This is a genomic window from Halorubrum tibetense (assembly GCF_042661865.1).
GTDB classification, from domain to species: domain Archaea; phylum Halobacteriota; class Halobacteria; order Halobacteriales; family Haloferacaceae; genus Halorubrum; species Halorubrum tibetense.
Genome location: NZ_JBHSWW010000002.1, coordinates 34,167 through 54,277, shown reverse-complemented (window position 1 = coordinate 54,277; position 20,111 = coordinate 34,167). Strand labels below are relative to the sequence as shown.

The 20,111-nt window shown below is 55.0% G+C and carries 15 protein-coding genes, 1 tRNA gene and 2 pseudogenes; 7 read left to right on the top strand and 11 right to left on the bottom strand.

Annotation, left to right across the window (positions count from 1 at the left end):
* From ACFQEU_RS00590 to ACFQEU_RS00580, 3 genes are all read left to right on the top strand, one after another.
* Positions 1-437 (top strand): zinc-binding metallopeptidase family protein (locus ACFQEU_RS00590; RefSeq protein WP_465261109.1); only part of this gene is annotated, 437 nt, incomplete at its 5' end.
* A gap of 171 nt (positions 438-608) precedes the next feature.
* A tRNA-Glu gene (locus tag ACFQEU_RS00585) sits at positions 609-683 on the top strand.
* Between the two features lie 195 nt (positions 684-878).
* Positions 879-1,979, top strand: a complete 1,101-nt coding sequence (locus ACFQEU_RS00580) for a tyrosine-type recombinase/integrase (protein WP_379778197.1) — start codon at positions 879-881, stop codon at positions 1,977-1,979.
* Between the two features lie 12 nt (positions 1,980-1,991).
* Here the strand turns inward: ACFQEU_RS00580 and ACFQEU_RS00575 are convergent, their stop codons facing one another.
* From ACFQEU_RS00575 to ACFQEU_RS00540, 8 genes and pseudogenes are all read right to left on the bottom strand, one after another.
* The gene (locus ACFQEU_RS00575) at positions 1,992-3,104 is read right to left on the bottom strand and encodes a tyrosine-type recombinase/integrase (protein WP_379778195.1); all 1,113 of its coding nucleotides are present in this window, start codon (positions 3,102-3,104) and stop codon (positions 1,992-1,994) included.
* A 740-nt stretch (positions 3,105-3,844) separates the two neighbouring features.
* Positions 3,845-4,282 (bottom strand): hypothetical protein, encoded by a 438-nt coding sequence (locus ACFQEU_RS00570; RefSeq protein ID WP_379778193.1) that lies wholly within the window; start codon positions 4,280-4,282, stop codon positions 3,845-3,847.
* A 191-nt stretch (positions 4,283-4,473) separates the two neighbouring features.
* Positions 4,474-5,304 (bottom strand): annotated as a pseudogene (locus ACFQEU_RS00565) (IS5 family transposase).
* A gap of 349 nt (positions 5,305-5,653) precedes the next feature.
* A complete protein-coding gene (locus ACFQEU_RS00560) occupies positions 5,654-7,678 on the bottom strand; it encodes a tRNA-guanine transglycosylase (protein ID WP_379778191.1) in 2,025 nt (674 codons plus the stop codon).
* 84 nt (positions 7,679-7,762) lie between these two features.
* Complete coding sequence (locus tag ACFQEU_RS00555) at positions 7,763-9,313, bottom strand: ATP-binding protein (RefSeq protein ID WP_379778189.1); 1,551 nt, start codon at positions 9,311-9,313, stop codon at positions 7,763-7,765.
* Position 9,314: 1 nt separating this feature from the next.
* On the bottom strand, positions 9,315-10,559 hold the full coding sequence (locus ACFQEU_RS00550; RefSeq protein WP_379778187.1) for a tRNA-guanine transglycosylase: 1,245 nt from the start codon (positions 10,557-10,559) through the stop codon (positions 9,315-9,317).
* The gene (locus ACFQEU_RS00545; protein ID WP_379778185.1) at positions 10,559-11,017 is read right to left on the bottom strand and encodes a DUF6884 domain-containing protein; all 459 of its coding nucleotides are present in this window, start codon (positions 11,015-11,017) and stop codon (positions 10,559-10,561) included. The genes ACFQEU_RS00550 and ACFQEU_RS00545 overlap by 1 nt, the downstream gene beginning before the upstream one ends.
* A gap of 73 nt (positions 11,018-11,090) precedes the next feature.
* Positions 11,091-11,321 carry a transcriptional regulator gene (locus ACFQEU_RS00540; protein WP_379778183.1) on the bottom strand — a complete coding sequence of 77 codons (231 nt, stop codon included), beginning with the start codon at positions 11,319-11,321 and terminating at the stop codon, positions 11,091-11,093.
* Positions 11,322-12,202: 881 nt separating this feature from the next.
* Between ACFQEU_RS00540 and ACFQEU_RS00535 the strand changes: the two genes are divergently transcribed.
* From ACFQEU_RS00535 to ACFQEU_RS00520, 4 genes are all read left to right on the top strand, one after another.
* Positions 12,203-12,922, top strand: a complete 720-nt coding sequence (locus ACFQEU_RS00535) for a hypothetical protein (protein ID WP_379778181.1) — start codon at positions 12,203-12,205, stop codon at positions 12,920-12,922.
* A 182-nt stretch (positions 12,923-13,104) separates the two neighbouring features.
* Positions 13,105-13,569: a hypothetical protein gene (locus ACFQEU_RS00530; protein ID WP_379778179.1), complete on the top strand. Its 465-nt coding sequence runs from the start codon at positions 13,105-13,107 to the stop codon at positions 13,567-13,569.
* Between the two features lie 136 nt (positions 13,570-13,705).
* Positions 13,706-14,794: an outer membrane protein assembly factor BamB family protein gene (locus tag ACFQEU_RS00525; protein ID WP_379778177.1), complete on the top strand. Its 1,089-nt coding sequence runs from the start codon at positions 13,706-13,708 to the stop codon at positions 14,792-14,794.
* Between the two features lie 167 nt (positions 14,795-14,961).
* Positions 14,962-15,192 (top strand): hypothetical protein, encoded by a 231-nt coding sequence (locus ACFQEU_RS00520; protein WP_379778176.1) that lies wholly within the window; start codon positions 14,962-14,964, stop codon positions 15,190-15,192.
* A gap of 187 nt (positions 15,193-15,379) precedes the next feature.
* Here the strand turns inward: ACFQEU_RS00520 and ACFQEU_RS00515 are convergent, their stop codons facing one another.
* The 3 genes and pseudogenes from ACFQEU_RS00515 to ACFQEU_RS00505 all read right to left on the bottom strand — a co-directional run.
* Positions 15,380-15,808 (bottom strand): phospholipase D-like domain-containing protein, encoded by a 429-nt coding sequence (locus ACFQEU_RS00515; RefSeq protein WP_379778174.1) that lies wholly within the window; start codon positions 15,806-15,808, stop codon positions 15,380-15,382.
* On the bottom strand, positions 15,798-19,424 hold the full coding sequence (locus tag ACFQEU_RS00510; RefSeq protein ID WP_379778203.1) for a helicase-related protein: 3,627 nt from the start codon (positions 19,422-19,424) through the stop codon (positions 15,798-15,800). Before ACFQEU_RS00510 ends, ACFQEU_RS00515 begins: the two co-directional genes overlap by 11 nt.
* A 114-nt stretch (positions 19,425-19,538) precedes the next feature.
* A pseudogene (locus tag ACFQEU_RS00505) lies at positions 19,539-19,949 on the bottom strand (hypothetical protein); the annotation flags it as partial.
* Positions 19,950-20,111: the final 162 nt, after the last annotated feature.

Below are 20,111 nucleotides of genomic sequence, written 5' to 3'. Positions count from 1 at the left end.
TCGGCCTGCGCGGCGCGCGGATGGTCGGGTTCGACTTGGACGAGGTCGACGCGTTCGTCGCCGTCGACGTCACGCACGCGACCGACAACCCCGATGTCGACACAGAACATCAAGGCCCCGTCGATCTCGGTGCGGGACCGGTGATCACGCGCGGAAGCGCGAACCATCCCGTGCTGGTCGACGTCGCGCGGGGGGCCGCGGCCGACGCCGGGATCGACGTCCAGCTTCAGGCGGCCGGCTCGCGAACCGGTACCGATGCGGACGCGTTCTACACCGCCCGTGGCGGCGTCCCATCGCTCAACGTCTCGATCCCAAACCGATACATGCACACGCCGGTCGAGGTCGTCGACACGGGGGACCTGGACGCCGTCGCCGACCTCCTCGCCGCGATCGCCGACGCGGCCGGCGACGTGGAGACGTTCGGCGTGAGCCTCTGACCGTTCGGCGCGGCCTTCCGGCTCAACCGCCCGGAAAACGACGGCGTTTCGGCGTCCCGAACGCGACGCTATTCGGCAGCGGGAGCACGGTAAACCGAGACACAGCGGGGTCGAAACGGAACTGTTTTACTTTCGACTGTCATACCCCTGATTGCGTACAACGAGAGGCACGCTCTGGTGGTGTAGTCCGGCCAATCATATTGCCCTCTCACGGCAATGACCTGGGTTCGAATCCCAGCCGGAGCATTTCTTTCCTTCCGCCGTCTTGCGATTTTGGCCTGTGTGAACGAGGTCGAATGACTCAATGCGCAGACCAAACAAATTCGAAGGATTCACACACCCCGACGCTTTCTTGCGATTTCCGGATTTGCCGGACCAATTAGACTCGAAGGATTCAAACGGGGACAGCACAGCGAACGGTACTCCGGAGGCGATGTGGCGATGAACCTCAACGAGTATCCCGTCGTCACCGAGAATTCGGAATCGTACCTGAACCAACGTCAGCTTCTCGATTACCGCGCCGAACGTGAAGAGTGCTTACGCTGGCTTCTCGCGTACGGAAAAGACCCGGACAAAGCGAAAGGGTACGCGAAAGGGACGATCAAACCCCGAGCGTATCGAATGGATCAATTCTACCGCTTCGTTTGGGAGCAAGAAGAGGGGTACACCGCAAACCTCACCCACGACCATGCCGACGCGTGGATGGACCACCTCGCCCACCGAGACGTGAGCGCGGTACACAAAGTCAACTGCCAGAAGTCGGTGAAAATGCTCTACAAGTGGCTCCGTCACGAGCGGGGCATCGGGGAATGGTCGCCAGCCATCACGTTCTCGGCCGACAGCAGCTCGAACCCGCGAGACTATCTGACTCGGGAGGAACGAAGTGCGATCCGTGACGCAGCTCTCGAATACGGGTCGGTGCCGGCATATAACAACCTCACGCCAGCGGAGCGTGAGCGATGGAAGCGGTATCTCGCCCAGCGGTTCGAGAAGCCGAAATCGGAGGTGGTTCCTGATGATTGGGACCGAGCAAACGGGTGGAAGATCGCATCGCTCGTGTGGGTGAGTCTCGACACGGGACTCAGACCGACTGAGGTCAAACGGTCAACGATGTCGTGGATCGATACGGATAACAGTGTGCTCAGGATCCCGAAAGAGGACAGTGCCAAGAACACCGACCACTGGATCGTCGGTCTCAGGGACCGAACCGCAGACATTCTTCAGAACTGGTGTGAAGAGCGGCAGGCGTATCCTGAGTACGACGACACTGATGCGATCTGGCTGACGAGAGAACAGAACCCGTGGGGCGTGTCGGCGCTTCGAGGACTGTTACACCGACTGTGTGATGTCGCCGATATCGAAACTGAAAACCGGCAAATGAGTTGGTATACGATTCGACACTCAGTTGGAACGTACATGACGAGAGAAGAGGACTTGGCTGCGGCACAAGCACAACTCCGTCATAAATCGCCTGAGACGACAATGAAGTACGATCAGACGCCGGTCGAGGACCGACGTGACGCGTTGGACAAAATGGGGTAGACTGGAAATACCCTACATGAGATCTGCCACTTCCTGCTTCAATTCTGGAAGTGGATGGACGTAGCGGTCCGCCGACGCGGTGCTGTTCTGGCGGAGCGCCTCGGCGACAACCCGCAGGTCGTGGTATTCATGGTACACGTAGGTCCCGATGCTATGACGGAACGAGTACCACACTAATTTGCGGCCGCGCTGATTTATTCCTGCATCATCCATCAGGTTGTCAAGAAGATCATTAAGTGTCCCTGAGCTGTAGGGATTCCCCTCGCGGGTGAGCCAAATCTCTTTTCGCCCATCGTACAGTTCTTGGTTCGCACGCTGTTCGAGCCACTTATCGAGCGCGAGAGCCCCCTCTGCCGATAATTCTTGATCCCACGATGAGTCGTTCTTTGGCGCTTTACCTTCGGGAATGTAGATCGTTTGTGCGTCAGGGTCGTACCACTCAACCGCCATTCGCCCAACGATGTCCGGCCGCCAGCCTGCCTCCCGGGCCGTCCGAATCAGCGACGGCACCTTCCAGTCGTTATTGATCGCATCCCAGTCAGCAGGACGCACATCTTCTTTCGGTTTCCCAAGTTCCTGTGCGATGTGTGCTTTCCACCGGTCACGATCTTCAGGAGAGAGATTGTTGTACTTCGGGATCTCCTTGTACCTGAGCGACGTTTCCCAGAGTTGTCGGAGCTCGTCTTTCCGGTACGGGTCAGCGTTGTTCTTCGCCCGGTTGTCAGTAAAGTTGATCTCGGGACTCCACTCAACGTCCCGGAACTCAAACCAGTTTTCCAGCACGTTGCTGATCTTCCGCTTACTACCTTCGCTGTACGGTTCACCCTTCAGCTGGCATAGCGAGTCGTCAGCAAGGCCTTCAATGGCGGCATCCCCATGATCAGCCGTGAATTCAGTGGTCAATTCTTCGTTGTTCCAGGCCCATTTAACGACGCGATGGAAACGAGAGATACGCTCGTTAACGTCGCTGTATCCCCTCTTTTTCTTCGGATTTTTACCCTTTTCGCGCAGGTACTCTGCGAACTCCGCGAGAATGCTGCTGTAAATCTCTCGTTGACGACTGTTCAGCGGCTCGTATTGCGCTGCTGACTTGATCGGCTGTTCGTCGTCCCCCCGGCTACTCATCGTTCACCTCTGTGGGTGCGACCATGGCTCGGGCCGGCAAGCGCTGTTCTTCCGACGGGGCACAGGATACGGATACATTAGGCCCACGTCTCCACGTTTCTACAGGACGACTTCGGTTGTTCATCGATCGAACTGAACCGGCATATGACCCTATTTAAAATAAAACTCTGCCTTCTGAGAGATCTGAGCGACTGCGCGACCGCCGAGACAAGAAACGAAGAAACGTCCATAAAAGCCACTAAACGTGCTTTACGGCCACTAGATGAGTTTTATTGCGAATTTTGTGGTCGGTGGCGCTGAGAGATTCACAAACGGAAATGCCGCCATAGTCGCCTATCGCTGGAATCTTTTGTAATGAGAGTTCCAGAACCACCAGTATACGGCCAATTTCGTCTATCCGTATTGGACGATATGACTACATAGGTCCAAACAGGAGTCCACAGCGAACGACGACTCGTGAGCCTCCGAGAGCGGTGGGAACGGGCAGTTGCTGTCTCGATGGAGACTCAAGCAAGATGGTCGGCAGCACCGTTACAAAACATCCAAAACCGCGGTCAGTGACGACTCCCGTAGGAAAAACCGGATATTTTCCATGCTCAATTCTCTCAAGCCAGCCCAAACCATATTAATGGCTCTCAACAGATTGAAAGTGGAGAATTCGTAGTTTGAAAGTCAGCGAGGATACCGTATTCTGTCTGAATCCGGACGTCCATCCGAGAATTCTCCGTCGAAGAAGCACGTTAGCAGTCCTGGATCACGAGAGCATTCTCTGGTGCGTATCCAACGAGTTGCTCCGCCTGTATGGCGTGTGCGACTTTCACGGCTATCCCCATCCCGACGGGCGTAACGGCCTCTGTTTCGAGCATCGCTTCGAGATCGATACGTTGGACGACATGGCTCGGGGTAAGGCTAGTCCCGACCACGATGATGCAGTCTGGATCAGGGGTCGCTTCGATGAACACAAAGTGTTCGTCGTATCGGTGGAACGCATTGAGGACGGGTCGAAGCTTGTCTCTATGTGGGTCCCACAAGCGACTACACGCGGCGAGTACGCGGTTCAATACGGTCGGATCTACGGTACAGTCGTCCGCAGCGGCACAGACGATGTCCGTATCGATCGGGTGTTCGTTTCGCGGTTCGACAGTCTCGATCTGTTCGTTCGCATCTTGTGAGCTCATTAGTCGTGCCCGCGAGGTCTACCCTCGCGTGAGCAAACGGGCACAACCAGCAGTCACGTTTAAAATTCTGGCTTCAGGCGGGTCCCGGTCGAAGAAGGTACGCTGAAAACCCGACTGTCACAGGCAGTTCCGCGATTTACGACCTCATTCCGTTCAAACGGCTGTGTTGAATCGCTGTAAGGCGTAGAGATTCACTGTTTGACGAAGCGCTTGATGTTATAGACGACACACATCAGCGCGATTTCGCGGAACTCACGGAACCACGACCGCGCTCGCACGGCGAAGCCGAGCTAGCGCTTCACAGCCGAGTTCACGGTTTCGGTCATAGAGCGCTGATTGTAGCGGTTATCGTCGATTCTGGCGTTGTGTGCGTGGTCGTACGGAGCGAAGATGCGGTGCTTGATCAGCGGTCTGATCCCGAGGTCGCGTAATCCTTCACGAAGCGATTGCTTGTCATAGCCTTTATCGGCTGCAAGAGACCGCAGATCGCCCGCGTTCCGGCGGGCGATCTGCTCAGCGAGGTCTGCGTCGCTTCCTTCTCGGTTCGTTGAGCAGTGAACGTCAAGGACAGCCTGAGACGCTGTATCGACGAGTTTCGTGACTTTCAGCTTCTGAACGCGGTAGCTGATTCGCTGGCAGTAGTGGCGGCTGGCTGGTGAGCGGTCGTAGAACGTGGCATCGATCGCGGCGTGTTCAGAGAGTTCGTGCAGCTGCGCCGACTGGCGCAGCAGCACTCGACAGATGCTCATGCTGATCCGGTCGAACGCCTTACACAACGTGGACGGCGCGGGGAGATCGGCCGCGTTGAGGCCGATCTCCCCGGTTATTTGTGGCATCTCTTTGAGCAGGTCGATCGTCATGCGGTACGATGAATCGAGGTAAATCCGCAGACAGTGAAGGGAAACGAGTGCATAGTCGGCGAATCCGCCGCCACCTTCCGGGGCGGCGGATTCGCCTCCATCGCCAGTAACTCTTTGAGCAACCGGTACAACCTCCCCGATGAAGCGGGAGATTTGGGTCATAGACAACCACATCCTCCCGCTTCAACTCCTTTGATTTAGCGGCCTACCTCGCTGCTGTATGGCGATTCAACACAGCCGTTCAAACCGTAGTGAATTCACAGATTGTGATATCTCACTCTGGTCGCCGAGTTACAAACGAATCGTTGCAAGATCCCTCTGTCGGTAGTAGCTCGCGCGCGGATACAACGCGCCACAACGAGGGTGTGGTGTCCCGAGTGAAAATCGGACTGGTGTCCCCACATCAGTGGCTTGTATAGTACTGCACCCTTGTCTTCTACTGAGGAAGATATCTTGAGGTAGGTTACCGGCAATACACAGTACTCAGTCGTCGTGTTCTCAGAATTACAATCTACTGACGTGACACTGAAGACAGCTCCTGTTCCAAGAAGTCTGTTAACTCTTGTAAGTTTGTGCCGCGGAAGTGCTCAGTCAGTGCTCGCATCTCGGGGTCACGCGGGAGAACCGTGCCCTTCCCGTACTCCTCAAATGCTCGCTCGATGACGTGCCGATACGTCTTGCTGGTCGCGTAACCAGCAATCGCGTCGAACTCGGACCCGTACCGTTCGAGATAGTCGACGAGGCGTTCGACTACCAGTTGCTGACGCTCTTTCTCAACACCGGTCAGGACGTATTCGTAGGACATGACCGGGGATTCTCTCTCGAATTCACGAGGGACCGGACCATACATCCCCGATACCGTGACTTTGTGGACATCGTCATTCCACTCCGCTACAGCGTCGGCGACCGCACGGTGCGTTCGAGAGTTCGAGTATGGCTTCGTCTGACTGCAAGGAACGAACAACAGGACACGCTCACCGCCGATCTCGTAGTCATCTCGTTTGAGGACGCTGAAGTCGTCTGGTGTGTGTTCGAGCGATATCTTTCTGCCATCGATGGGAACCCCCACGTCGAGCCGTTGTTGATCCCGATCTTCTCTTTCCGCGACCAGTCGATTGTACCCTCGTTCCTGTAACTCCCTGGCGAGATCATCGTCCCGGACTGTGGCACGCTTCAAAGCGTTGTCAATGTCACTCACACCGTTTCGAGCCATCCGGGCGACGTAGTCTAGGAGTTCGCCGTCGCCACGTTCGATTAGCTCCCGGACGTGGTCCATCTCGTCTTGATAGACGTGGAAATTGTGGTACCCGATCAATGCGTAAAAATCGCTTTTCATAGGGGCCTCATCATCTCCTTGTTTGTACGATTCACTGTTGAACAACGTTGAACGCATCTCATCGAAGCCCTTATCGCGCAAAATCTCACAGGCGGAACAGCAACATCCCCAGTCATCGGGTAGCTCATCGGCGGTGAATTTCGACCAGTCTGCATCCCACCGTGTATTGCGTTTGTCGATATCGAAACCGAACTCTCCTAAGTCGTGGTCGTCTGAGTTCGGGTCTCGGACGATTGCGTCCTCGGAGACATCGAGTTCCCGATTGATGAATTTCTGGAATTGTGCGGCTCGGACATAGCTAGACGAATCGAACGAGTCCGCTCCGAGCAGTGCCAGTAGCGCGGTGAATTTTCCGCTTATTCCGAATAAATGGAGCCCAAGGTCGTCAATCCTGTCCTCTGGAATCGCGTCTTTTGCCCCTTGAACGATGTCGACGAGCATCTCAACGTTGGTCCGTAGTGGAACCAGCGATCCGATAGCGAACCCTTCGAAGGACTTGTCGAGGTGTTCCGCTCGATCAAGAAACGTCCCGACATACCAGTTGATCGTCTCGTAATCGTGACCGTGGATGGCTACGTACACGGCCGGCGGATCCTCTTCGTCCTCCAGCAGTTCCAGACAGCGTATCGCACTGTCGATGCTGTCCTCCATTCGCTGGGTCTTCTCCTCCTCGTTCAGGTTCGGTGGAATAGGGTAGTCGAGAGTTGCGATGATGTCGGCACCGTAATCGAGCTGAAGGTCGAGGATGCTCTCCGGGTTCGTATAGATCGACCAGTTGTTCTGGTCTCCCCCCTCCTCTGGGAGAGCTCCGAATGTGTCGGAGTTGAGGAGCTTGAAACCACCCGAGTCGACGAACAGGGGTTTAGTGAAGTCGTCCGGACGGTCGTGATGTGGCTTGACCGGTTCGTGATCAGTGAAGTGCTCGTGAAGAGACTGCTCACGCCAGAATTCCAGGGTCTCTGGTGTGAGATTGAAATCGAGGAAACTCATCGCCTGGAACATCGCTCCCTGGAACTCCGGTTCACCGAAGAGATGGTTCCGCAATCTGCTCCAGATACCGCCCGACCTCACCGTAGGGCCGCCGATGAAGTTGACAACGGGGAAGAACGCGGGAGTCTCGACGTCGCCGCGGGAGGTATGGATCGTCCCGCGACGAGCGTTCCCGGCGTCATCGGAAAAACCGGTCTCGAACGATGCCATTCTCTGCTCCAGCTTTTGCGATGGGTGGTGATAAACTCGGCCGTTACGTGGCCGTATCAGAATCGTTCACAGGGGGTTGACGAGCTAGAACCGATCTCTGACCCGAACCACGTGTATATTCTGTTGATGACCGTTCTCGTAGGTGAGCCGGCCGGTGTCGAGATCAAACGAAACGTCACCACCGTGGTATCCGTGGCGTTCGAGCTCACTGAGCTGGTCCCGATCGCCGTAAGACCAGCAGACGATCTTGTCGACACTCTCTAACGGCTTGTCCGCGTTGAAGTGGTCGGTGAGCCGGTGATGGATGGAACTCGCGTAGATTGCGTCTCCTTGCCTGACGAGCGCATCTACCTCCGACTCGGGATCGTAATCCTCGACGACGATCTCTGGGCTCGCTCCCTCACGGTTGGACCGTTCGAGACCTAAGACGACTTCAAACTCGTTCGATGGGGAGAACCGCTCTCGTTCGCCAATCCGCTCTTCGCGTTCCTCTACGGATGACCGCTGTGATTCGGCTCTCCGGCTGAGCTTCGCCCTGCGTCGTTGCTCCAAGTAATCTTTGAACCAGGGATCCGAGGCGACCTTCGAGAGATAGTGACTCAGCTCTTCCTCGATCGCTTGGTACACCGGGCTCGACTTGTTCCGGACCTTCTCGCGGTTCGCAGATAGTTCGATGTCCAGACAGTTGGCGATGAAGAAGAAGTGGAGGAACTCGTTGTCGTGGGAGATGGCCTCGTTGAGTCGTTCGACCTTGATATGGTTCTTCGCCAGCCAAACGCCGAACTGCGCGGAGTGCTTACCGTACGTCGGCAGCTCGTTCCGAGCATCCTTTCCCCCGACCATTCCGACCACTTGAACCGTCGTCTCGCCGCCTTCCTCCATCTCCACCGAGAACTCACGCGGTGGGTAGTGTTTGCACATCCGCGACTCGGGGAACTTCCCATCGCCCGGTTCGAGCTGTTCTGGGGGGAACTCCAGCTTGTTGTTCGTGACGAGTTCGTCCCTAGTATCGTCGATTTTGTCACCGAGCCGGACGGTGATCTCCATTTCGTGGAAGTCATCTACGAAGAAGTGCGCCGTCGAGCCCGCGAGCGTCTTCCATTTGAGGTAGTGCTCGATCTTGTTGTAAGTGAGCGACGTCGGAGAGAACCCACGTCCAGATTTAAATCCCGTTATCTGGATCCGAGTCCCTGAGTTCCCTTCCTTGACCGATCGCTCGCTCACCTCGTATTCAGGCATGGTCCGGTCGTTGAGTTTCTCCCAAGGCCGATCCATCTGCGCGCGGAGGTTGGTCCCACCCTTGGCGGTATTGACCAGCACTCGTTCGCTCTTGTAGAAGATTTTCGTTCCGTGTCCCTTGTACCCGATGGACCCGTCGTCTCTCCCCCGCTTCGTGGAATTTCCAAGGTCGAAGAACGACTCCAAGTCCTGGTGATCCATCCCCTCTCCGTTGTCATCGATGATGATTTCGGAGCCGATAGGTCGGTCTCGGATCGTAATCTCGACTTCAGTCGCGCCCGCATCGTAACTGTTCGATAGCGATTCCCGGATCACTTCGAGCGGGTCCTCGAAGTCGCTCGCAATTTCCAGAAACTCGTTCACTTCATTGACTTTCGGCGTTCTTGTCGTCGTCATGTTAAAAGTATCCTCCGAGTGACTCGTTCACCACACGGTGAGCGTGCTGTTGCATCGACTGCTGTCGGCCGAGAGACTGTTCGATGTACTTGATCAAGCCGTCTGTTCCAGGCTCCTGAATCGCCGTTCTGATCTTCTCAACCTCGCGCTTCTGGATGATCAGATTGTGCATGGCCACGGCACCGAGCTTGTCCTTCTGGTACTCTGCGTCCCCCTCCATGCGGCGTACTAACTCAGGATCGCTACACACCGGGCAATCACAGCGCGAGAAGTTTGCGTCATCGACTGGCTCGGAACTGTATAACGACGTACAGTACTTGCCGTTGATCGCCGAGTGGATGTACGACGAAGAGTCGAAGGTGTCCGCACCTACGGCCGCGAGGAGGGGAATCGCACTAGACGAGATACCCAGCACGTGAAGCGGGAGATCGTCGAATCCCCAGTCGTTCAGCACGTCACGACAATCGCTGACGGCAGTGATGAGTTTTCCCTTGTTGTCTTTGAGTGGGACCAGACTGCCGAGCGCCACTCCGTCGAACTCTCGGTGGACTCGATCTCGGCCGATGATTGAGTCGACCTCTTCGAGGAACGTGTCGAGCATCGAGTAATTGTACCCGTGGAGGGTCAGGTAGCGCGTGTGCCGACCTCCGTCGGTCAGGTCGAGAAACTCCGCGACGTTCTCTGCGGTCAGTCGGGCCTTCTCCACGCGTTCTTGGTAGGAGTCGTCCGGAGAGATCGGGCGGTCAAGGTTGACGACTAAGTCCCCGCCGAGCTTCCGTTGGATGTCGAAAATCGCTTCCTGATCAACCTCCACCTCGAAGTCACTCCCGTCGAGCTTCCGATCGCCGAGAAATTTGAATCCCCCTGAATCGACGAACAGCGTTCCGTCGAAGTCGAAGACGTCTCGTTGCTTTATTGGTGCCTCAACGTAGTCCTCGTACCGCTCACGGGAGATTCCGTAGTCGGTCAGCGAGGCGACCGAAGTCATCACTCCGTCGAAGTATTGGCCGTAATCTCCGCCGTTCACCGCTTGGTCTCCGTTAATGAATTCCTTGATCGTCCGGTGGATGCCGCCGCCGTAGAGGCTGGAATCAGTGCCCCCGGCGTAGAAGTTCACTACTGGAAGCAAGTTCGGGGTTTCCAACTGAGTGCCGTTGATCCGGATCACGCCGCTTCGAGCGTCTCCGGCCTCGTCAGTGATCTCGAACTGTCCGTCGTCGAAGCGCTGTGATCCGGTCCGCGACATCAGCTTATCACCGTCGGGACGGCGTCCGACCGCACGAACTGCTTCAGCTTTTTCCCCTTCGACCCGATTCCCCTCCCTTCGATTGTCGACACGTCGACATCGTTCTGCTCGGATAGGTTCCCTATTGCTCGTAAGTACTCTTTCCCGAGGTTCAGAACGATCTGGCCATATCCTTCTTTCTCGACACGTTTGTGAATCTCGTCTGTTACCGATTCACGGAGCTCCTTAGCGCGCGCGGTGGTCATACGTCGATCATACGTAGTTATGGCTTCCTCAGCGTCGATGAGGCCGTATTTCGCGGATAGAATACAGATGTCGACGTCGCGTCTCAACGACTCCTCTCGTATCGCTTTTTTGAGTATTCTGAAAAAGTACCCGTCGTAGACATCTAGTGCTCGTGTCGGCTCCGTCACTTGGTTCTTTGTGGCCGAACAGGACTGTACCAGCAGAGTTGGCATTGAAGGTCTATCCTACGCGGGAGACCTAAAAACTTCCCACCGACTGGGCTAACGCCCGGCCCGAGAAGCACATTTACTCATCAAGCTCCCAGAGAAGAGCATTTCCCACCTTTCGACTGGTTATTTCACCGTCGTCCTCCAAGGCCTGTAGTTTCAAGTAAGCCGTACGCCTGTCACAGCCGACGTAATCCGAAACGTCGGTTGTTCCAGACGGTCCGAGTTCATCGAGAGCGTCGAGGAAGTCCTCCAGAGGATACTCCTCAGTAAACTTTCCGTCGTCCTCGTTACGCTCTCTGTTCGCCATGTCGTGTGTTCCGAAGGGATGTCACAAATCGTTATTGGGTCACTATCCATTAGACGAATAGCCAAAGGCTTATACCAATAGATGCTTGACTAATGGATGTGGCGGGCAGAGACACCCGCCGAGAATTCAAATACGAGAACGAATCATTGACCGACCCAACCACGATTGGACGGAGAACGACAAACGATGATAAAAAAGACAGAAATCGACGAGGTCGAGTACGATGCCAACTAATATGAATCAAAACGAACGATATGATCGTCCTCAATTGGACACTGGGTGGACGGGGGTGAACAGAACGGTGGGTGGGCGTACCCCCAGCGGTAGAGAGCTGCCTACATCACCACGTCGGCATCGGGAACGTGTACCGCTTGATGCGGTCTCGCCCCCGAGATACGGTGACGGTCGTGGTGGACTGTCGCCGCCGCTCGGTCAGTGGTGTGGTAGGAGTGGAGGTTCCATCGCATGTGCGGACGATGTCCGTGGTGGGGCATCGTCCGTGTCTTCCCTTTTCAGGAAACATACAGAGTGCGGACAATACGCGAAGACTCGTTGCTCGGAGTATTTCACACTCTCCGAAGTCACACACGGGTGCGGGAGTCGTAGCGTTGTAGTCGCGTCGAGTTCGCAAGGTACGCTCGTCGTGGACCGGCCGAACGACGTGGTCAGTTCGGAGACAGCGCCGAAACAGAAAATACGTATAGGGACGATTGCACCGTGAATTAATCCAGTAAAGCGCAAGAGGCAATCTCCGAACTCGCGCGAGGTAGCACAGGTCGTCGAAAGGGGCTGAAATATGGCTCATGTTCGGCTGAAGTCACTGACGACAATCATTCACGATACATGAGAGATGACCCAAAATCACGCCGAGGTACGGAGCGATGAATGTTGACAAGTACCCGCTGGACATCAACGAGTACCGGACGGCAGGGATGGAATCAGACCGGCACTTGTGGGCCAAGGCCGAGTTCGACCGTCGTCGACAACATCGGGAGGACCCTGAGTTCGACGGGGAATATAGATTTGAGAAAAAGGTCGCTGATAGAGTCCCCGATGTCCACGTCCTCAGTCCGACCGTGAATCGATGGATCGAGTTCGTCGACGGATCCGATCAGGAGTACAGAGCCAAGACCAGGGAGGCGCTTCGTCTCGGGTTCGTGATCCACTGGGTCTTCCACATCAATCGCGGTGAGCAGCGAGCTGAGGCGCGTCGAGCCCTCGACGAGGAGCTACGCGGGCCGTTCACGTTCGGATCGTTCGACGAGGCGGGAGGTATGCTCGACCTGGGTGACCCGATTACGTATCGTAACTTCGACTTCGCTGTCGAGAGCATGGACGAGTTCCGTGTCGACGAGATACTCGGTTACCGCTCTGGCTCAGCCGGAATCAAAACCATTGACGGAGTGGGGTTCGAGATCGGTGTATTCGACTTGGGAGGGTATCAGTGTCGGTTAGAGGTGCTCGGTCGTGATGGTGAATTGTTCCGTTCCGTTCCTGTAGGGGAAGCCTCAGAAGGTACTCCCTGGGGGTTTCCGTCGGTAGATGGGATTGAACGGCTCGTTGAAGCTGGAAAGGTGACGCGTATTGGGCCTGTTGGGTAGGAAGTCTCTTTCGTGAATGTCGCTCTTACCGTACCACCTAATCCACAACCAAATCTGGGAGAAGATATGAATCTTGACACGGCGTCGGTGCTGAACACTCAGTACTCGGGAGGGTCAAAGACCAGAAACCACACATGGAATCGAAACAGGATTGATGATTCAAGACTCTCAGATCCTACACAATGGGTGAATTCGCTGATGACGTGGTTGCTCGTCTGAAAAACGGGCTCGTACGAGAGAAGAGCGCCTACAATTGGAAATCTGAATACGGAATCTCTGGTACTCCTGTTGATCTAGCCGGAGTAAGCGCTGACAGCACGGTTCTGATCGAGCTGGAATGGCGGCGCGCGGACCCGGCAGACAACACGGCGAAGATATTTCGCCACCTCAGCGACTCTGAATCGATGAAAAACGTGACCGTAGTGCAACTATTCACCCATCATTACGATCTGGTATCGGGAGGTATCTCTTCAAAACGCAAAAACGCTGAGTTCGTCGGTAGAGTAGCAGCAGAGTCTTTGGACGAACTGAATTACTGCCCAATAGGATTTGGCATAGATCCTCCGAAATCCGGAGAAGAAAGACCACCTGGATGGAAAGAGAAGACCGACGCCATGACCATGGAGTTGGCATCCATTGTCGGATGAATTTTTGCCGGTCACGGTCAATACAACGCACGTATGTGTCACAGGGGACTCGCCATCTCACAGATGGGCCGACTTGATCAGGACAATTGCACGGTATTGCGCATATTTTAAATACATGAAAATCGAACCTCATTCCATGAAAGAACGAAGAAATTATTTAATCGCTGTTGGCGGTTTAGCTGGTCTCGCAGGATGTGCATCTTCAGATCCTGAGTCTGAGGAAGAGGAAGAGGAAAGTCCTGAGGAAGAGGAAGAACACCAACCAATTGAGCTGGTGGAAAGTTGGACGTTTGAATCAGAAAATACAATCAGTTCGGTACCTGCGAGTGATGGTGACTCTGTTTTTGCTTATAGTGACGATAACAGAATATATTGCATTGACCTTTCATCAGGTGATGAATTATGGAATTTTCAGTTTGATGATCTCCCGGTGAGTACATACACACCTACAGTAGGCGATGATCATGTGTTCACAACTTACGACAGTGGTAGTCGCTCCGTGTATGCATTGGATAAATCCGATGGCTCAATAATTTGGGAACAGGATGACCTAAGAAGAGCCCACGTCTTCACTGAAAACGGCCTATTCACATCTTACGGGGGGATAAAATCAATTGATCCAGAGTCTGGGGAAATTGAATGGGAATATGAGGCTTCTTTTTATGGAAGTCCACCAGTGGCAGACAATAATTACGTAATTGGTGTCGGGAGTACTGAAATATATGCAGTCGATCAGGCAGATGGTGGAGAGCAGTGGAACCATCAGCCTCCTGGCGATATCAGTTCCGAGAGTTTAAATATTCTTGATGACTTTGCTGTCTTCTCTGCTGATGATGAAAGAATTCATCTATTAGATATTGAAACTGGGGACGTTGAAAGGCAGATATCAACAGATGGGAGAGCAGAAGTTTCAGTAATTGATGGAGATCTGTATTATCAAGATGGGAATGGACTTCATCTATACGACTATTCAATTGATGAGGATTTGTGGACGACAACGGAACGTCCGGCAGGCAGAGGTAATCTTCCTAACCAATACGCGAATGGTGAATTAATCGTTGCCGCATCATTAGGTGGTGTTGTACATGTGGACCGAGATTCAGGAGAGGTATCGGAGTTATTAGATGCAGAACTACCTACTAACGTCGGCCACGCCGTGGCCTCTGATCATATATTAATACCAGATGACAATCGATCACTCCATGCATATACAATTGATTTCTGAAAATTATGAATTAACAGACAAAACTTGAGTAACTGTCCGTGTGGATACCCCGCTATATCTCACACGGCTATCGAAACCTCCTGCTGAATTGGTTAAATCCTCTGCGGTCAATACAGGGGTGTTGGAAAAAATAAATACTATTAAAACAATAAATACGACAAGACATTATGATCAATGATGAATATGCACAGGAGGTCGAATTGGCCTGTAAAGAGTTAGTTCAAGAAGGGAAGAATCCGGTTCGTGCCGGGGAGATAGCTGAAACCGCCGGTATTGATGATAGCTCCAAATTGGGGATGCAACTTACATTCGGTGTGATAGAGTTTGATGATATTGAGTATGAAGTAATTAGACACGAAGACGAGAGCGTATCTAACGAATATCGTATTCGTCGATGAGTGTGTCCAAATAATACCACTTTCAAGCTATTTAGCTGTTCGAGATACGCGGACTCCATCTTGCACGGTTCTTAGAAAGCGGATCAGAATCGGCAGATCTAGCAGCGTTCAATAAGCACTCTTCAGGGAACAGCTGTTTCAGACGATAATATGTCTGAAGAATAGGGCTTCAACAGAGCCGTGCAACTCAGTAGTATAGCTCCAACTCCTCGCGGAGATATCCCGAGACGGAGTCGTAAGGGTTTTCATTGATTTGACAGAGTTCTCGGTTGATGTGTAGCCCCCCGCGAGTGATGTTCGCTGAACCCGTGTAGACGTGTTCGGGAGCGACAACGCACTTCGCGTGAAGGTCGTGGATGGAATGCACTTGGACAGTCTCGGACAACTCGCCCCGAATGTAGTTATTGTGCTCTTCTCCAGACCTAATCAACACGGTTACACGCGTGTCTCCCTCCAGCTTTCGGATGGCCTCAGACAGGAGCATCCGGCGGTCGTCGAACTCATCGTTCACGGGGAGTTTGACGGTGATGTCGCTTATCCAAGGCGAGACGAGCGCGACCTCATCGCTACTGTAGAGGGCGTACCCGATGTAGGTGCTGAGCCCGTCAGAAGTCAAGGAAAATGTGCGTGTCATCTATTGTGGCGGCCGGGAGTCGTTCGGTGTCGAACATGTGTTCTGTCGCGTCGGATTCATTAACCTCCGTGAGCAGGAAGTCTCTAAGCTCTTCGAGCACAACGTAACTCAGCGAGTCGCTTTGTTCGTGACCAGAGATACAACCGCTCAGGTGGAGATTCTCGACGCATCCGTCAATATCTGGCGAGTAGAACAGCGATTTCGCGGTCTGGAGCGCGGCATCACTCGCTTCGACACCCGACGTGCGGATCTCCTGTTCGGGGAAGCTGTCGGTCCCCTCGATCTGGGCCTTTGCGATAGCGTTCTTGAGATGGTACGCGTCTTCGAGATCAGTTGTTTCGACGTTCCCTCTGAGCTGAGCGGCACGGTCAGCAGTGGAGATGAACTCCTCGGCGACTCGGTCCCGAACACTACCGTAGGGGATGTCTTCACCGAACTCTTCGACGATTTCGCGCGCCCGGTCTTCGGTTAGCTGGCTGTCGGTCGGGAGCGAATCGATCACGTCGGCGTCGGCCCAAAGTCGCTCGTTGATCACCTGCGAGTTGTAGCCCGTACGGTTCATCGCCTCCAAGACCGATCCTGGATCCGTGGTGACCTCGTCGAAGACCAAGTCCACTATCCCCTGTCCGCCTTCGGTTCGCTCGAAGATGAACACCTCCCGTGTCGACGGGTCCATCCCGTAGAAGAGCATCGTCGTGTTGACGCCGCTCACGTCTGAGACGATTTGCATGAGATAGTGCGCCGCCGTGTGATGGGCGATGTATTCGAGGTCTACCTCTTCCAAGTCCTTGTACCGAGACACCTCCTCTCGGATGTCGTCCCCGAGCGACTTGACGAACCCGGAGATGTCGAAGACGAGCCCCCTAGTGTCGAGCGTGAACCCGAGCGGCGGGTCCGGGCTCTCTATCTCGCGCTTCTTCCGCGGCTCGTCCGCCCACGTGAAACCGATGTCCGATCCGCTCCACTTCGCCGGCGTGATCGAAAGCGAGACGCCTTCCAGGGTCACGTCTCCCACCACGTCGCACAGACTGAGTTCGCCGACGGCTTCGTCTACCTCTCGCTCCCTCGTGACGGTCTTTACGCGGGCACTACCGTGGATCTTGCCCACATCGCTGTTTCCGTGATACAGACAGCTCTCCCTATCGTCCATGATCTGCAGACAGTCTGGGCAGTACCGGACGATGTTTTGTGCCGAGTCATCGGTGAGGTCGGGAACGGTACGAAGCTGAATGGACTCGGGGATCCACATCCGATCCTGTTTGTCGACTTCCAATCCCTCCGTCTTCTCGTAGTCGAAAACGACACGCGGCGGGTCTTCGCCGTCCAAGTCCTCTCCCTCTGGAATCTTCGTCCTGGGCATGAAGACTTGAAGGAACCCGGGCGTACCCTGATACTCAGCGTTGTAGGGCGCGTGAGAGGAAACGATCCCGTCCACCGACTCCTCGGAGCCGCTATGATCGTCTCCACCGTAGAACACAGTGAAGTACTGCCCGCTGCTATCGAAGTAGTTCTCCGGAACGTACCAGACCTTCTCGCGGGGATCGTCGTCCGTAACGCTCAGGAACCGAGCGAAGTAGTACGCGGCGCGGAACAGATCCTTGACGTACCAGAGGCTGAGCCACGGTGTCTTGTATCTGGAATCTGGGTCCGAATCCAGGTCGGCGTATTCTTTGAATTTCGATAGGGTCTGCTGGAGGTAGTAGATCTGCTTGAGCTCAGTCCGAATACGTTCGAGGCGTTCGTCCCCCGCCACACCGCTCAGGAGGTCCATCGCCTTCTGTAGGTCCTCGATTTCGCTCAGACCGACTCCCGACACTTCACCGTCCACGTGTGGGGAAACCTGACCGCGAAGACCCATCAGCTGCCCGCCGGTTCCGGCGAGCGACGCGAGTAACTGGTTGTATCCCGCCACGCGCTCTTCGTCAGTGGACCACTCCCCGTGTTCGATCGTCGATCGGACGTCCTCCAGTTCATCCCTGACCTCTTCGATCCTCGAAGTCGGCGTCGTGATCTCGGCGGACTCGAACCCCTCTTCGACTTCAGTCAGCGTGTCACGGTAGTCCGATATCGCGGTGAGGATCCGCGATTCAATCTCCCCGATGTACTGTTCGAACGCGTCACCACCTCTGACGATCGTATCTCCGTCGATGTCGACGAGTTCGCCGAGTTCGGACAGCTCCTCGTCTAAGGCGTCTTCTCGGTCGGTCAACGCGGACTCCAACTGAGAGACGGGTCCTTCCGCGATTAACGGCATCCTGGGAGCGTCAGAGAGTTCCACGTAGTCGTCGAGGAAGCTATCCGGGTTATCGAGGAACCGGTGGAACTCTTCGAAGCCGAGTTCCTGCCGTATCAACCGGTCGAAGAACTCGGTGTGCGTCTCGCGGAGATCCATCATTCCTCCGTCCCGGATGTCGCTGACGACCGCGTAGTACGAGTACAGCTGTTCGTGTATCCATTCGACAACTTCGTTGTCGGGCTTGAGGGGTGTTCGAAGACTCGATTCCAGGAACCGATCAGCTCTGTAGAACATATTCGCGTCGCCGGTTAGGCTAGAGAGGAACACGAAGATGTGCGAGTCCATCCCTTCCTCCCTGGCGGCACGCCCGATCCGTTGGGTGAACGACGAGAGGTCCTGAGGGGTCCGATACTGGGTCACCATCGATATCTCGCCGACGTCGATTCCAACCTCCAGGAACGACGTGGAAAAGAGGAGGTCGCTGGCGGCGGCCTCGTCGACATCGAAACCCCTGTCGGCGAAGACTCTCATCAGTTCCAGCGGTTCGTCGACGAAGTCGTATCCCATCGACTCGGAGAGGTTGTCCCAGTTTTCGAATCCGTCACCGGAGCGATGGTATTGCCAGAGTCGGCGAGTCGAATCGGCGTTATCGAACTGTGCCGCCTTCTGATTGATCTGACTGGTGCTGTCGATGAACGAGAGGACCTTCCCGCGCCAGTTGCCACGTTCCAGCATTCCGTGCCCCAACATCATGAGCTGCTGGATCATCATCGAGGAAGCGCCCGGTCCGTCTTCGGACGAGATCAGGAAGTGGTAGTGTTCCCTGTCGTCGTGGTTCCGGTTTATATCCGATTCGGGGACGTCGACGGTTTCTAAGTTCGGCCCGACGTCGAACAGCTTCTTTCCGAACCGCTCCGGGTTGTCAATCGTCGCACTGGCACCGAGGTACAGAAGGTTCTGGTCTGTGATTCGATCGATGTTATCGACAATCTGAGCGGCGTGAGCCCCGCGTAGTCCGGTGTAGAGGTGAACCTCGTCGAAGACTATTGTGTCCGCGTCGTCGATGATGTTGTAATTCGGTTTCAGGGCGAAGAGTTCGAGCGATTCGAGCGTAGTCAAGAGGATGTCCGGCGTGTGGTCCTTGATCTCCTCGCGGTGGAGAACTATCTCACCGAGGTCGAACTCGTGATCCGGATCGTTTTCACACCGGATCCGGTAGTCACGGGACGTGCCGAAGTACTCGAACGAGTGAGTCTCGTCGTCGGTGCTACACCAGCAATTTGCGAGCTTGAAACGGGGACGGCCGTTCTCCTCCTCGAAGAAGCTACCCTTGCTTCGAACTTCGTCGATTCCGTACGGCATATCTCCCATGTACAGCCCAACAGAAAGGGGGGAACGTCCGCCGTCTCTGATCTGGTGGAGGTGTTCGAGTATCCGCTCGAACTGGTTCTGAAGCAGCGCGCGGCGCGGGTAAACGATGATTGTCGTGCCCGAGCGACTCTCCTGCTGCATTTGGTAAATCGGGCCAAGGAAAGCCTCCGTCTTTCCGAATCCGGTCGGTGCGGAGAGAATCGCGGCCTGAGAGTGATTCTGTCGCTGGCGGCGCGAGGAGAGTTCGTCGATCAGCTCCCAGGATTTGACCTGGAAATCCAGTGGTTCGAACCCGAATATCTGCTTGATGTCCTCGACGAATTCGTTTCCCCCAGCGTATTCGCTGGTCTGCCGTCGCTTCTGTGGCTCCGACTTGTACTTCAGCGACTCGGTGACGTGCGGGGAACCGGACGCGTCTTCGCCGAAGAGCTGTTTGTTCCGAAGGAGAGCGCTGATCAGGGGCTCAACTTCGTCGTCGATTCGGTCCGGGTTTGAGTTGCGATCATAAAATTTCATTCCGATAGTCCGTCCCACTTATCGAGTGTCTGAGTCTGATTGGATCGGTCAGGTGTAAGTATCTTCCCCCGCCGCAGTCTATCGGTGTCCGTCAGGAATCGGACTACAGGTTTATGTACACGTCGACAGATCTTGACGTAACCCGCGATGCAAACCCCTCAG

Bases quoted from the DNA above. Each gene is read 5' to 3' on its own strand.
- ACFQEU_RS00580 (WP_379778197.1), top strand. From the start codon at position 879: ATGAACCTCAACGAGTATCCCGTCGTCACCGAGAATTCGGAATCGTAC.
- ACFQEU_RS00575 (WP_379778195.1), bottom strand. From the start codon at position 3,104: ATGAGTAGCCGGGGGGACGACGAACAGCCGATCAAGTCAGCAGCGCAA.
- ACFQEU_RS00570 (WP_379778193.1), bottom strand. From the start codon at position 4,282: ATGAGCTCACAAGATGCGAACGAACAGATCGAGACTGTCGAACCGCGA.
- ACFQEU_RS00560 (WP_379778191.1), bottom strand. From the start codon at position 7,678: ATGGCATCGTTCGAGACCGGTTTTTCCGATGACGCCGGGAACGCTCGT.
- ACFQEU_RS00555 (WP_379778189.1), bottom strand. From the start codon at position 9,313: ATGACGACGACAAGAACGCCGAAAGTCAATGAAGTGAACGAGTTTCTG.
- ACFQEU_RS00550 (WP_379778187.1), bottom strand. From the start codon at position 10,559: ATGTCGCGGACCGGATCACAGCGCTTCGACGACGGACAGTTCGAGATC.
- ACFQEU_RS00545 (WP_379778185.1), bottom strand. From the start codon at position 11,017: ATGCCAACTCTGCTGGTACAGTCCTGTTCGGCCACAAAGAACCAAGTG.
- ACFQEU_RS00540 (WP_379778183.1), bottom strand. From the start codon at position 11,321: ATGGCGAACAGAGAGCGTAACGAGGACGACGGAAAGTTTACTGAGGAG.
- ACFQEU_RS00535 (WP_379778181.1), top strand. From the start codon at position 12,203: ATGAATGTTGACAAGTACCCGCTGGACATCAACGAGTACCGGACGGCA.
- ACFQEU_RS00530 (WP_379778179.1), top strand. From the start codon at position 13,105: ATGGGTGAATTCGCTGATGACGTGGTTGCTCGTCTGAAAAACGGGCTC.
- ACFQEU_RS00525 (WP_379778177.1), top strand. From the start codon at position 13,706: ATGAAAGAACGAAGAAATTATTTAATCGCTGTTGGCGGTTTAGCTGGT.
- ACFQEU_RS00520 (WP_379778176.1), top strand. From the start codon at position 14,962: ATGATCAATGATGAATATGCACAGGAGGTCGAATTGGCCTGTAAAGAG.
- ACFQEU_RS00510 (WP_379778203.1), bottom strand. From the start codon at position 19,424: ATGCCGTACGGAATCGACGAAGTTCGAAGCAAGGGTAGCTTCTTCGAG.